Genomic DNA, 13827 nt, shown 5'->3' with positions numbered 1-13827 from the left:
GGTTCAGCGGCACCGGACAATGATCGGCCGGACAAGTCCTAGCCCCCTGCCTCCGCAACGGCGCCCGGCGGGTACGACCGGACGTCGCAGTGGGACCTGGCTCACGCGTCCCGCATCAGCCGCAACAGATCCCGCAGCAACTCCCGTTCGCCCTGGGACAGCCCTGCCAGTGGCTCGCGGGCGAACTGCAGGCCTCCCTGCAGTTCCCGGGCCACCTGGAGGCCCGCCTCCGTCGCTGCCGCCACCTTGACCCGGCGGTCCGCGGGATCGGGGCGCCGTTCCACCAGTCCGCGCGTCTCCAGCCGGTCCACTATCCCGGTGACGTTCGACGGCTCGCACTTCAGTTTCTGGGCCAGTTTGCGCATGGGCAGCGGCTCCAGGGACAGCAGACCCAGCAGCCGCGCCTGCACATCGGTGAGGGCGTGCTCCGCGGCCGCGTCCTCGTAGTCCGAGTAGAAGCGGGCCGCCACGTCCCCGATGAGCTCCACCACTTCCAGGGTGAGCGCGTCGGGCCGGGTCTTATGAGGAGTGGGCATGGGCTCCAGGGTCCCCCTTTACTTGATAACCTGAAATATTCCTGGCCCCCGATTACCGATAGCCCCGCGCGTGTCAGATCAGTTCGAGCAACTGCAGGTCCGCCGTGTATTTTTCGATCAACTGCGCCTCCACATGAGGGATTTCGCCATTCGCGAGCCCTGATTTCCGCACTGCCTCCGTGAAACGCACCGCCGGGATCGTCGAACCGTTCATCGGCTCGTCGGGCCGACGGACGGTGTGCAGCAACGGCAACAGCGAGTACTGCCGCCGTGCCTCCGGCAGGGCCCTCAGGGCCGTCTCGAAGCGGGCGAACCACTCGTCGTAGTCGGCGATACGAATGACCGGGTGCCCGGCGGCGATGAGCCAGTCCACAAAGGTGTCCAGCGAGACACCGTCGTCGTGCGGGTTGACCACGTTGTACGTCCGGTAACCGGTGGCGCCTGCGCTGCCGAGCGTGTTGACGGCCTCGGCGACGAAGTCACCCGGCAGTCCGTCGTAGTGGGCCCGCGCCCGCTCGCCGTCGGCATCAGGCCGGTAGAACGAGGCTGGCGCAATCCCCGTGGTCAGGATGCTGAACAGCAGCCGCGTGAACATGTCGGGGACGTTCAACTGGCCTGCGTGCCTGCGGTGGGCCAGGATCATGTCGGAGCGCAGAACGGTGACGGGGAGTCCATATTCCTCGTGCGCGCGGCGCAGCAATACCTCGCCGGCCCATTTGCTGGTGGCGTACCCGGATGCGTATCCGTCGGTCAGCGTGCGGGCGGTGCTCGCCTCGCGGATGTCGGCGCTCTCGTCGAGCCGGGCCGGATCGAGACCGCCTGCCACGGCGACCGTGGAGAGGTAGGTGAACGGCTTGACTTTGCCGGTCAGGGCCAGCCGGATCAGTTCGGCGGTGCCGACGACGTTCGGGCCGAAGAGCTGTTCGTAGGGCAGGACGTGGTTGACGAGCGCCGCGGGGTGGAAGACGGCGTCGACGTCCATGGCGAGCCGCTTCCAGGTGTCCTCGTCGAGCCCTAGCCGCTCCTCGCTGATGTCGCCGGCCAGCACCTCAAGATGTCGATCCGCCAACTCCTGATAACGGGAGAGAAGCTGCTGGTCACCGCTGTCGAGTGCGGCGTCCAGCCGACGGCGGGCGTCGGCGTCGTCGCGGCCTCGTATTACGCAGATCAGCCGGCCGCCGGTCTCCGACAGGCGCTCCAGCCAGTGCAGGCACATGAACCGGCCGAGGTAGCCGTTGGCGCCGGTCAGCAACACGGTGTGCGGGGCGACGCCGGAAGCTGGGCGGGCACTGCCCAGGGTCGTGACGTCGAGGAACTTCTCCAGCGTCAGCTCGTCCGCGCGCACCTCGGCGGCATCCGCGCCGTGCACCGACGCGGACGACGGACGCCCGGCGGCGCCGGCGCGGGCCGCCTCGATGTGGTCCGCGACCGCTTGGAGGTTATTGCCGGCGCTGAGCAACACCCCGACCGGCACCTCCACGGCGAAGGCGTCCCGCAGCAGTTGCGAGAAGGACAACGCCGACAGCGAGTCGACGCCGAGATCGGTGAAGCGTGCGGTGGGCCGCAGCTCGGAGGCGGGGCAGCCGAGCAGCGCGCTCGCCGCTGCTCGGATCGCCTCGAACACCGGCTGATCGGGGCCCGCCGCATTCAGCGCGCGCAGTGCCTCCTCCCGGCCACTCACCAACTCCTCGTACAGCACCTCCAGTTGATCCCCGTAACGGTCCTTGAGGCTGGGCCGCAGGTTCTTGCGCACCTCCGAGAGGAGTCCGTTCTCCGTGCTGAACGGCTCGGTCTCGACGAGGAAGTCGCGCGGGATCTCGTACGGCTTCAACTCGGCGTACCGGGCGATCTCTTGGAGGGATGCGGCAAGCAGGGGCTTGAGTTCCTTGGCGCCACCGGCCTGCGCGAGGGCGTCTTCGGTGGGGACGATGACCGCGAGGAGATGCGCGCGCTCGCTGTTGCCGTGGACGTAGATCTGCCGGATCAGGGGGCTGGTGGCGAAGGTGGTCTCCAGATGGGAGACGGTGACGAACTCGCCCTGGGCCAGTTTGAGTACGTTGTTGCGGCGGTCGAGGTAGACCAACTGGTCCGGGGCGGTCTCGGCCATGATGTCGCCGGTGTGGTAAAAGCCGTCCGCGTCGAAGACCGAGGCTGTCACGTCCGGCCGCTTGTAGTAGCCGGGGGTGATCGTCTCTGCGCGGATCAGGAGTTCACCGCGCGGATGAGGCACGTCCGAGGTGTAGTAGCCGAGTTCGGGGACGTCGGCCAGTTTGTACTCGATGACCGGGGGCCGCTTGACCCGCCCGTCGATCAGGATGGGGCCTGTCTCGGTCGAGCCGAAGACGTCCCGTAGCGACAGCTCCAGGCAGGACTCCAAGAACCGCTTCAGCTCCGCCGCTATCGGCGCGCTGCCGCAGAGGACGTCACGCACCCGGCCGCCGACGAACTCCTCCCGCAGCTCCGCCTTGACGGCCTTGTCGAGCGCGTCGGGGTCCGCGAACTCCCCGGCCCTGCGCGCTGATCGGCTCTGGTACTCCTGGAGGAGCATGTCGCAGATCCGCGGCACCAGTTGCAGTTGGGTCGGACGGGCCTCGCGCATGTCGTCGAACAGCGTCGACATGTCGCTGAGTCCTGTGAAGTACACCGTGCCGCCCTGGACCAGCGTCATGTACAGCGACGCTCGCCCCGCGATGTGACTCATCGGCAAGTAGCCCATGGTGACCGGCGACGCGTCGCCCTTCGGCGCGAACCAGCCCGCCCACAGGCTTTGGACCATGCTGTCCGTGTAGATCGCGCCCTTGGGTGCGCCCGTGCTGCCGGAAGTGTAGGTCAGCAGCCGCGTCGGATTGCCCTCCGCAGCCTCGGACGTGACCGGAGTCGGCAGGGTCCGGCCGCGCGCGATGACGGCGCTCAGCGCCTCGGCGGCCGAGTCCCCGGCGTCCGCTAGCCGCACCCGGGCGGCCTCGAACCGTTCCCGCTCCTCGTCGGCCTCCGGGTGGAAGTCGAACACGACGAGGCGTGGCCGCGACGGCGCGGAGAGCGCCAACTCGACCGCGCTGTCGATGGATTCGATGCTGGTTGCGAGAACGCGCGGCGCGGACTCCGCGACGATTGGCTCCAACTTGCCCAGCGAAGAGCTGTATGGGAGTGGCACCGAGACCGCGCCGGCTCGCAGGCAGGCCAGGTCGAGCACCGTGTAGTCGACGCTCGTGAACCCGTAGACGGCGACGAAGTCACCTTCGCCCACCGGGCGTTCTGTGTCCGCCGCCCACTCGGCCGCGACCGCGCCGGCCCGCTCCCACAGCTCGGCGTAGCTGACGGTCGTGTAGTGCTGCAGCAACCGCAGTTCGGTCCGGCCAGTCGCCGCGTCGGTCACCGGCTCGCGGGCCCGCTCACCTAGGGCGGGGCGGTTGGCGTACCCCTCCATCACGGCGGTGACAGCCCGCGGCAGACCGGTGGCGTGGTCGCGCACGGTAGCCAAGATCGCGGGAGAGACCGAGCCGTTGGTTACAGGTGTCAATGACACCGACTTCACCGACTTTCATAAACTGTGGGTTTATCAATGGCATGGCCGACCCGGGGTGGCGTTCGGGTTACCGGTGGAGCGGTATGTGCGATCTGCCGGTCACCGCCCCCATGGGGGGGGAAGCTGCTTCCTCCTGATCGAATGCCTGCGTACGCGCAACAACTCCTCCGCGTGCGCAGCCAGCACCGGCCCTGCCGCACGTGCCTTCGCGACCAACGCTTCGGCCGCCTCCTGCGGCTTCCATCTGTCTCTGGCGTGCGATGTCCTCCAGCCTGGAAAGGTTTGCCGCGCCAAGCGGCATGTTCTGCCTCGTTTCTAACGTGTGTGTTCGAAGGTAGCCACGGCCTGGCGATCCCCCCTTGTGGAGCGCACTGGCATCGGGGAGGTGCTACTGCTGGCGCCACATCCGCCCTGGAGGGGGTCTCCGCCGGCCCGCCAGGTTCGGCGTGAGGGCAGCGCCTCGCCCCGGCTGCGGATGGCCCCAAGGCGAGGAGGAGAGCGGCAAGCTGCCGCAAATTCTGGAGATCTACAGCCAGCCCCGCAGCCCTGCCACCCAAGCCGGTCCTTGGACGGCTGGGCGATCAACCGGACCCGGGGCCCACGCGACGGCCTCGCAGATGAGCGTGATCATCTCGAACCAGGTGACCGAGTCGTCCCCACCGAGCACCACCGAGCACCGACCGGACCGGAGCGTCGGGGTCGTCGACACCGAAGTAGGTCCACCCGGGCGTGTGGAGTTCAGTGAGGAGTTCCCGCCGGGGGCACCACTCAGACAGCCCGAAAGACCCACCGCACCGATGGGAGCATTCATCGGTCTGACCGGCACCCGGCCACCTGCGTGGTGGTCTCCCGCACGACCTGCCGCAGCCAGCGGTGGGCGGGGTCGCTGTCAACGCGGGGGTGCCAGGCGATGCCGTAGGGGAAGGACGGGAGCTCCTCGGGGGCCGCAGCGACGCGGTAGGCGGGGTCGTCGCCGTACGCCAAAGCGGCGCGCCGCGGCAGGGTGGCGATGAGCTCGGTGCCGGCCACGGCCGCCGCCGCCGCGGAGAAGTACGGTACGCGCAGGCCCGTGGCGCGGCGTAGCCCGTGCTCGTCCAGGCGGCGTTCGACCATGGTTTGGCCGCCGGCGAGGACGGTGATGACGACGTGCGGGTACGCGGTGAAGTCGTCCAGGGTCAGCCTCTCGGCGGTGACGGGGTGGTCGTGGGACAGCAAGCAGACGAAATCCTCCTCGAACAACGTCGCCCAGCGCAGGGAACGGGGCGCTACGACGCCGGAGATGACCAGATCCGCGCGGCCCTGCTCGACATCGATGAAGGACTCGTCCCCCAGGGGTGCCACGTCCAGTGAGATGCCGGGCGCCTCACGGAAGAAGCGGCGGAAGAGCGTCGGGCCAAGCAGGGATGTGGCGTAGTCGGTGCAGTGGATGCGGAAATGACCGCTCGCCGTCGCGGGGTCGAAGGCATCGCCGCGCAGCAGCGTCTCCAGGCGGGGCAGGAGGTCGGCGAGCTCCGACTGGATCTGCTGCCCGCGCGGGGTCGGCTCGTATCCACGTTGCGTGCGCACCAGGAGTTCGTCACCGAACGTCTCCCTGAGCCGTTGCAGGACACGGCTCATCGCCGACTGGCTTAGATGGAAGCGGTCGGCGGCCCGTGTCACGTGTCTCTCTTCGAGCAGAACTGCCAGCGCTTCGAGCAGATTCAGGTCCGCGTTCCGCAGATGCGACATGGGCATACCGTACGCCGACTTCATGCAGGTCAAGCATGCAGATCTGAGTCCCGGTCCCCAGACATCGTCATGCATGCGATGCATAAACGACATTCACATTCTGCGTTGGACGAATGGCCACGTCGACGTCAGGCTCATTCCCATCTCGCCGTATCGGGGTAGACGAGGAGTTGCTCACCCATGGCACAGCACAGGAGACGCGACGTACTGAAGTCCGGGGGCGTCGCAGCGGCCGCCGTGATGGTCCCCTTCGCGGGAACCGAACCGGCCGCCGCCGCCGCGCCGGACGCTCCGCAGGCGGCACAGCCCCGGACAGTCGCCGACCTCACGTTGTCGGTCAACGGGACCCGGCACCGCCTCCCTGGGGTCGAAGCCCGCGTCACCCTGCTCGACGCGCTGCGCGAACAGGCCGGGCTCACCGGCACCAAGAAGGGCTGCGACCGGGGCGAGTGCGGCGCCTGCACGGTGCTCGTCGACGGGCGGCGCGTCAAGTCGTGCCTGACTCTGGCCGTGATGCAGGAGGGCCGCTCCATCGCCACCATCGAAGGACTGGCCCGGAGTGAGGAACTGCACCCCGTTCAGGAGGCGTTCGTCCGCCGGGACGCCTTCCAGTGCGGCATCTGCACACCGGGACAGATCATGTCGGCGGTGGCCTGCATCAAGGAGGGCCATACCGGCTCCGAGGACGAGATCCGGGAGTGGATGAGCGGCAACCTGTGTCGATGCAGCTGCTACCCGAACATCGTCGACGCGGTGGCCGACGCGGCGAAGGCGATGCGGCGATGAGGGACTTCGCCTACGCCCGCGCAAGCCGGGCCGCGGAAGCCGTGCACCTCGTCGCCCGCAGCGCCGACGCCGCTTTCGTCGCCGGAGGCACGGACCTGCTGAACCTGATGAAGGACGGCGCCGAGGACCACGACCTGGTCATCGACATCAACCACCTGCCGCTCGCCGGCATCGAGGAGTCCGAGGGCAGGCTACGCATCGGCGCCTTGGCCAGGATGGCCGACGTGGCCTTGCACCCAGTAGTGCGCAGGCGGCTGCCCGTGCTGTCCCAGGCGCTGCTCGCCGGCGCTTCCCCACAGATCCGCCACATGGCCTCGATCGGCGGCAACCTGCTCCAGCGCACCCGCTGCTGGTACTTCCGGGGCGAGGACTTCGCCTGCAACAAGCGCGAGCCGGGAACCGGCTGTGCCGCGCTGGAGGGCCGCAGCCGCTGGCACGCCATTCTCGGCGGCAGCGACCACTGCATCGCCGTCCACCCCTCGGACCTCGCCGTCGCCCTGCGCGCCCTCGACGCCACGGTCCACACACTCGGCCCGGGCGGCGCCCGGACCATTGCCCTGGCCGACTTCCACCGGGAACCCGGCCACACCCCGCACGTCGAGAACGCCCTGCGGCACGGCGAGCTCATCACCGCGGTCGAGGTGCCGCTGCCGGCACCGGACGCCCGTCAGCGCTACCTGAAGCTGCGGGACCGCGCCAGCTTCGAGTTCGCGGTCGTCTCCGTCGCCGTCGTGCTGCGCATGAACGGCCGAACCGTCGAAGAGGCCCGACTCGCCTTCGGCGGCATCGCCACCCGACCCTGGCGATCGCCCGAGGCCGAAACCGCCCTGCGGGGCAAGCCGCTGACGGAGCGGAACATCGCGGCGGCCGGACGCCTCCTCGTCCAGGACGCCCAGCCGCGCGAGGACAACGAGTTCAAGGTCGAGCTGGTACAGCGCGCGCTTCAGGACGTACTCGGCCGTTACACCGGAGGTTCCCGATGAGTACCGACGTCGTCGGCCGCCCCCTGTCCCGCGTCGAGGCCCGACTGAAGGTGACAGGTGGGGCCGAGTACACCACCGATGTACGACTTCCCCGCCTGGTCCATGCGTTCATGGCGATGAGCACCGTCTCACGCGGCCGGATCACCCGGATCGACACGCGGGCCGCCGAAGCCGTGCGCGGCGTCATCGCCGTCTATACGCACGAGACCATGCCGCGTCTGAAGCAACCCACCTACCGGCCTTTCTTCAAGCCGTACGTCCCCATACAGACCCCGGACATCCACCACGCGGGCCAGCCCATCGCCTTCGTTGTCGCCCAGACCCTGGAGCAGGCGCAGCGAGCGGCAGAACTGATCGAAGTCGACTACGAAGAAACGGGCGAACCCCAGGGCGAGTTGGCCATGGGTGAAGCGTTCCTGCCGCCCGACGGACCGGACGGCCCCAACACGTACAGGCGTGGTGACGTGGCAGCCGGCCTGACCCGGGCGGACGTCCGGGTCAAGGCCGAGTACACCATCCCCATGCACCACCACAACCCGATCGAGCCCCACGCCACCACGGCCGTGTGGGAGGGCTCGAAGGTGACGGTGTACGAGACCACGCAGGGGCTGGGCAACACCCAGCACGTCGTCAGCGAGGCCCTGCAGGTCCCGCTCGCCGACGTCCGCATCGTCTGCCGCTACCTCGGCGGCGGGTTCGGCTCCAAGGGCCCGGTCTGGCCGCACACCGTGCTGACCTGCGCCGCTGCCCGTGCGTTGGGCCGCCCCGTCAAGCTCGTGCTGTCCCGTGCGCACATGTACACCTCGAGCGGCCACCGCGCGCAGACCCGTCAGACGATCGAACTCGGCGCCCAGAGCGACGGCCGGATCACCGCGCTGGACCACGTCATCACCCAGCAGGTCACCCGCGACGACGTCGTGCTGTTCAACAGCAGCGAGCCGATCCGCATGCTGTACGACATCCCCAACCTGTCCAACGAGCAGCATGCCGTGCGACTGGACCTGCCCACCCAGAGCTTCATGCGTTCCCCGGAAGCGTGCACCAGCCACGCCCAGGAAGCGGCGCTCGACGAACTCGCCCACGCCCTGACCATGGACCCGGTGGAGCTGCGAAAACGCAACTGGAGCAGCCGGAACATGGAGAACGGTCAGGAATGGGGCAGCAACCACCTGCGCGAATGCTACGACCGCGCCGCGTCGATGTTCGGCTGGTCCCGGCGCGACCCGCGCCCCGGCTCCATGCGCGACGGCGATGAACTCGTCGGCTGGGGCATGGCCACGTCCGCCCACACCGCCGGCGGCCGGCCTGGCTCCGGCGCCCGTATGACCATCGGTACCGACGGCAAGGCGCTCCTCCAGGTCGGTACCCAGGACATCGGCACCGGCACGTACACGATCATGACGCAGATCGCCGGTGAGGTCCTCGGGATGCCCCTCTCCGACATCACGTTCGAACTCGGGGACAGCGCCTTCCCGCAGAGCTACACCTCCGGCGCCTCCACCACCGCACCCGGCGTCGGCAGCGCCGTCAACCGCGTGTGCACCGACGCACGCAAGGCCGTCATCGACTTGGCCGTCACCCAACCCGGCTCGCCCCTGCGCGGCGTTCCCGCCGACCGTGTGGACACCGCGGACGGCTACCTGTACGACACGGCCGACCGGCGCTCCCAAGTCAGCTACCGCTCGGTCGTCGGCCACGGCGGCAAGCCCCTCGACTTCACGGTGGGACCCACCAACACACCGCTCGGCTACTCGGTCGGCGCCGTCTTCGTCGAAGTCCGCGTCGACCCATGGCTCGGCCGGGTCCGGGTGACCCGCGTGGTCGGCTGCTACGACCCGGGCACCGTGCTCAACCGCAAGACCGCCCGCAGCCAGGTCCTCGGCGGCGTGATCTGGGGCATCGGCTTCACCCTCTTCGAGCACACCCTCGTCGACGCCGCCACGGCCAGGATCGTCAACCCGAACCTGTCGGGCTACCTGATACCCGTCAACGCGGACGTCCCCGACATCCAGGTGCAGTTCATCGACAGACCCGATCCGGCCAGCGACGCCCTCGGAGCCCGCGGCTTCGGCGAAACCCCGATGACCGGCGTCACCGCGGCCATCGCCAACGCGGTCTTCCACGCCACCGGCAAGCGCGTGCGCGACCTGCCCATCACCCAGGACAAACTGCTGTGACCGGCTACAACGACGTCTGGAACGCCCTGTACGACACATGGTCGACCGGTGAGACCTCGGGGCTGGCCACCGTGGTGAGAACCTTCGGCTCGGCACCGCGCCCCGTCGGCTCGTCGATGCTGGTCACCGCTGAGGGACGTGTGGTGGGCTCGGTGTCGGGCGGCTGCGTCGAGGGCGACGTCCTCGAAAGGGCCCGCGAGACGATCCTGGACGGCACGCCTCAGGGGGCGACGTACGGCATCAGCGACGACGACGCCCTCGACGTGGGCCTGACCTGCGGCGGCACCCTGGAGGTCTTCGTCGAACCCATCGACACCCGCACCTTCCCCGAACTGGCCGAGGTGATCGAGGCCGCGCGGGCCGGCATCCCCGTAGCCGTCGCTACCGTGCTGGACCATCCCCGGCCGGAGGCCGTCGGCGCCCACATGGTCGTGCGCGCCGACGGCCACGACGGCAGCCTGCACCCGTCGGACGCCCCGCCCGGCTTCATGGACGGCGCGCGGGAACTGCTACGAAGGGGCGACAGCGGGGTGCTCGCCTACGACGCCGAGGACGTACGGGTCTTCGTCCGCCCGCTGGTGCCCTCGCCGCGGATGCTGCTGTTCGGTGCCGGGGACTTCGCAGCGGCGCTCGCGGCGATCGGCCGGACCATGGACTACCGAGTCACCGTCTGCGACGCCCGGCCACTGTTCACCACGGCCGACCGCTTCCCGGACGCCGACGAAGTCGTCGCGGCTCGGCCGAGCCAGTACCTGGCCCGGGAAGCGGCTGCCGGACGGGTCGACACGCGGACGGTCATCGTGTCCTTCAGCCACGACCCCAAGTTCGACATCCCGTTGCTGGAGACGGCACTGGAGCTCGATGTGGCGTATGTGGGCGCAATGGGCTCACGGCGTACGCACGTGCACCGAGCCCAGGCACTGTGCGAGGCCGGCGTGCGCGCGCACACCCTGACCCGGCTGTTCTCCCCCGTCGGCCTCGACCTGGGCGGCCGCTCCCCCGCGGAGACGGCCGTCTCGATCGCCGCCGAGATCATCGCGGCCCGGTACGGCGGCCGAGGGGAACCACTGTCCCACCGCGCCGGCCCGGTCCACGCTCCGCGCGCGGCGGGGTGACCACGGGGTGACCACGCTGGTCGACAGTCGAGGCCAAACCGCCACAAATCTGCTGGTGTTCGTGCCATTCCAGGCGCTCAGGGGAAGCGCAGAGTAAGGGCGAGTCCGCCCTCGGCGCCCGATTGCGCCGTCAGGGCGGCGTGGTGGGCCTCGGCAATGGAAGCGGCGATGGATAGTCCCAGGCCGTGGCCGGTCGTGGCGGTTCGGTCCGCGTCGAGGCGACGGAAGCGCTCGAACAGGCCGGGGATCAGTTCGGCAGGCACGCGGACGCCGGTGTTGGTCACCGTCAAGGTGGCGACGTCGAGTCGCACGCGGACGTAGCCGCCGGGGTGGTTGTACTGGATGGCGTTGCGCATCAGGTTCGTCAGCAGGTGGCGCAGCAGGACGGCGTCGCCGCGAACGACCAGTGGGGTGTACGCGCTGAGGTCGATGTGCACGCCGTGGGCCGCTGCCTGTGGGGTGAGTTCTGCCGTCACGAGCCGGGCGGTGGCCGTGAGGTCCACACTCTCGGTCTCGTCCAGGCCGCGGTCGCTACGTGCCAGCAGCAGGAGCGCGTTGATAAGTTGTTCGGCTTCGCGGTTGGTGGTGAGCAGGTCCTCGCGGACGTCGGCGAGGCTCTCGGGGAGGGGGTCCGCGAGGCCGACCTGGAGGGTGGTGCGGCCGCCAGAGGGGTCTTGAGCTCGTGGGACGCGTTGGCGACGAAGCGGCGCTGGCTCTCGAAGGCTCGCTCCAGCCGGTCGAGCATGGTGTCGAAGGTGTCGGCGAGGCGGTGGAGCTCGTCGTTGGGGCCGGTGAGCGCCAGGCGCTGGTGCAGGTTCTGTTCGCTGATGCGGCGGGCGGCTTCGGTCATGGAGGCGACGGGACGCAGTGCCCGTCCCGCGAGCCACCAGCCCAGCAGTCCCGCAAGCAGCGCCATCACAAGGATTGCGACAGCGGACCAGAGGACCATCTGACGCAGCGCTGTGTCCTGGACGGCCTGAACGGACTGGTCGATCTTCTGAATCAGGGCGACGCCACTCGTGTCCGGAGTCGTGCCTTCCGGCCGAGTGGGACGCCCGGGCTCGGAGGGCGTCGCAGGGCCGCTCGGCGCATCGCCGTACGTGACCGACAATCCCTGGACCTGCTGGGCCGTTCCGTAGCGCGCGAGCAGCACCACGAAGGCGAGCAGGGCTATGCCGACGAGCAGGAAGAGTCCGGAGATGGCCGCCGCCAGGCGGGCGCGGAAGGGCAGCCTGCGCAACAGCGCACGCCAGTTCATTCGCACAGCCGGTATCCCTCTCCCTTGTCGGCGGCGATCAGGCCGGGGTCGCCGAGTTTGGCTCGCAGCCTGCTGACTGTGGCGCGGACCGCGCTGGTCTGCGGGTCGAGGTGCTCGTCCCAGACGGTGCGGACGACTTCGTCGTGCGGCACAGGCGCACCACCGGCCCCGAGCAGCAGGCGCAGGACTCCGTACTCCTTCGGGATGAGCTCCAGCAGGTGGCCGTCCACGGACACCTCGCGCCGCGCCTCGTCCAGGAGATGCTCCCGAAGCGCAGCACAGCGGGGGACGGCTTGTGCGCGCGACGGCTCAAAGCACGTACACTGGCCACGAGTCGGCGGCCTCGAAGGGCTTGGCGAGGTAGTCGTCGGCGCCGAGCGTGGTGAGGCCATAGATCTTGTCCATGAGCTCGCCAGCCGCGGTCAGCATCAAGATCCGCGGAGGGTCGTCGAGCTCTCCTAGTCGTCTGCACACCTCGTCGCCGGTCATGACCGGCATGTCCCGGTCGAGGATCAGCTCGTCGTAGGCGGTGAGCAGACACATCCGCTCGGCCTCGTCGCCGGTGGCGGCGACGTCGACCGCCATCGCCTGCCGGCGCAGCCCGGTGGCGATCGTGCGGGCGAGAACACGGTGGTCCTCGGCTACCAGAACTCTCATGTCCACATAAGGCCAAGTTCACGATTGCAGCCGGATAAGAAGTCATCCATTTGGCGAGGCTCCGGTAGCAGATGAGGGTCCAGGCGATGGTGGTGAAGCGAGAAAGTGGTCGGCCTGGCGTTCGTAGCGTCGGTGGAGGCGTCAGCAGCCGGCGAGCCAGGACATGGTGCGTTCCACGATCCAGCGGTGGCGCCCCAGTCGTTGCGAGGACTCGACTCCCTTGCGGGCGATGCGGTGGGTGATGCCACGTTCCCGCAACCATCGCCGCAGGCACGTAGTCGTAGCCCTTGTCGGCGTGGATCTTTCCAGGCTTGCGCCGTCGTCGGCCGCGGCGCGAGCGGATAGGCGAGATGCCCCCGCACGAGCGGGATCAGGGTCTGGCGGTCGTGCAGGTTGAGTCCCCGAATGCCGACGGATATGGGCAGACCTGACCGTTCCGTGATCAGGTGGATCTTCGAGCCGCTTGCCCCGGTCAACAGGATTCGGGCCTAGGGCTGCGGGACCGGCCGTAGACCTCCAGAATCTGCGGCAGCTCGCCGCTCTCCTCCTGGCCTTCTTGGCGATCCGCAACCGGGGCGAGGCCCTGTCCTCACGCCGAACCCGGTGGGCGACGGAGACCCCCTCCAGGGCGCATGTGGCGCCAGGCGGTAGCACCTCCCCGGCGCAGGTGCGCTCCACAAGGGGGGATCGACAGGCCGTGGCTACCTTCGAACGCACAGGTTAGAAACGAGGCAGAACATGCCGCTTGGCGCGGCAGACCTTCCAGGCTGGAGGACATCGCATGACAGGGACAGCTGGAAGCACCCAGGAGGCGGCCGAAGCGTTGGCCGCGAAGGCACGTGCGGCAAGGCCGGTGCTGGCCGCACACGCGGACGCAACCGACCAGCAGGGACGCCTTGCCCCGGAGAGCCTCGAGGCGGGGCGTGAGGCCGGCTTGTTCGCGTTGGGCACTCCGGTCGACTTCGGCGGTGGTTACGTGGATCTGGTCACCTTGGTGTGGGTGCTGTCCGAGTGGGGTGCGCTTGAGCCCGTCGGAACACGAGCGGAGTGATGCTCGCAGT

Annotated in this window: 10 protein-coding genes and 2 pseudogenes; 5 read left to right on the top strand and 7 right to left on the bottom strand. The window is 69.1% G+C overall.

What is annotated here, in order from left to right; translation table 11 throughout:
- Positions 1-101: 101 nt before the first annotated feature.
- From M2163_RS46230 to M2163_RS46220, 3 genes are all read right to left on the bottom strand, one after another.
- On the bottom strand, positions 102-536 hold the full coding sequence (locus M2163_RS46230; protein ID WP_280846841.1) for a MarR family transcriptional regulator: 435 nt from the start codon (positions 534-536) through the stop codon (positions 102-104).
- 73 nt (positions 537-609) lie between these two features.
- Positions 610-4062 (bottom strand): carboxylic acid reductase, encoded by a 3453-nt coding sequence (gene car / locus M2163_RS46225; RefSeq protein WP_280846842.1) that lies wholly within the window; start codon positions 4060-4062, stop codon positions 610-612.
- An 807-nt stretch (positions 4063-4869) separates the two neighbouring features.
- A complete protein-coding gene (locus tag M2163_RS46220; RefSeq protein WP_280846843.1) occupies positions 4870-5790 on the bottom strand; it encodes a LysR family transcriptional regulator in 921 nt (306 codons plus the stop codon).
- Between the two features lie 180 nt (positions 5791-5970).
- On the opposite strand from M2163_RS46220, the gene M2163_RS46215 reads away from it, so the two are divergent.
- Genes M2163_RS46215 through M2163_RS46200 form a run of 4 tightly spaced genes read left to right on the top strand, consistent with a single transcriptional unit; the run spans position 5971 to position 10851 of the window.
- Complete coding sequence (locus M2163_RS46215) at positions 5971-6576, top strand: (2Fe-2S)-binding protein (protein WP_280846844.1); 606 nt, start codon at positions 5971-5973, stop codon at positions 6574-6576.
- Positions 6573-7559 carry a xanthine dehydrogenase family protein subunit M gene (locus tag M2163_RS46210; RefSeq protein WP_280846845.1) on the top strand — a complete coding sequence of 329 codons (987 nt, stop codon included), beginning with the start codon at positions 6573-6575 and terminating at the stop codon, positions 7557-7559. Before M2163_RS46215 ends, M2163_RS46210 begins: the two co-directional genes overlap by 4 nt.
- Positions 7556-9736: a xanthine dehydrogenase family protein molybdopterin-binding subunit gene (locus M2163_RS46205; protein WP_280846846.1), complete on the top strand. Its 2181-nt coding sequence runs from the start codon at positions 7556-7558 to the stop codon at positions 9734-9736. The genes M2163_RS46210 and M2163_RS46205 overlap by 4 nt, the downstream gene beginning before the upstream one ends.
- A gap of 26 nt (positions 9737-9762) precedes the next feature.
- Positions 9763-10851, top strand: coding sequence for an XdhC family protein (locus M2163_RS46200; RefSeq protein WP_280853965.1), 1089 nt, complete (start codon positions 9763-9765; stop codon positions 10849-10851).
- A gap of 77 nt (positions 10852-10928) precedes the next feature.
- On the opposite strand, the gene M2163_RS46195 is transcribed toward M2163_RS46200, so the two are convergent.
- The 4 genes and pseudogenes from M2163_RS46195 to M2163_RS46180 form a co-directional block, all read right to left on the bottom strand.
- Entirely contained in the window at positions 10929-11327 is a 399-nt protein-coding gene (locus M2163_RS46195) for an ATP-binding protein (RefSeq protein ID WP_280853966.1), read from the bottom strand.
- Complete coding sequence (locus M2163_RS46190) at positions 11324-12109, bottom strand: HAMP domain-containing protein (protein WP_280853967.1); 786 nt, start codon at positions 12107-12109, stop codon at positions 11324-11326. The genes M2163_RS46195 and M2163_RS46190 overlap by 4 nt, the downstream gene beginning before the upstream one ends.
- Positions 12106-12766, bottom strand: a pseudogene (locus M2163_RS46185) (response regulator transcription factor). Before M2163_RS46185 ends, M2163_RS46190 begins: the two are co-directional and overlap by 4 nt.
- 55 nt (positions 12767-12821) lie before the next feature.
- A pseudogene (locus M2163_RS46180) lies at positions 12822-13255 on the bottom strand (IS5 family transposase); the annotation flags it as partial.
- 292 nt (positions 13256-13547) lie between these two features.
- Between M2163_RS46180 and M2163_RS46175 the strand changes: the two are divergent.
- Positions 13548-13817 carry an acyl-CoA dehydrogenase family protein gene (locus M2163_RS46175; RefSeq protein ID WP_280846847.1) on the top strand — a complete coding sequence of 90 codons (270 nt, stop codon included), beginning with the start codon at positions 13548-13550 and terminating at the stop codon, positions 13815-13817.
- Positions 13818-13827 lie beyond the last annotated feature (10 nt).

The organism is Streptomyces sp. SAI-135 (assembly GCF_029893805.1).
In the GTDB taxonomy this organism is placed as follows: domain Bacteria; phylum Actinomycetota; class Actinomycetes; order Streptomycetales; family Streptomycetaceae; genus Streptomyces.
This window is presented reverse-complemented; position numbering and strand designations above follow the sequence as displayed.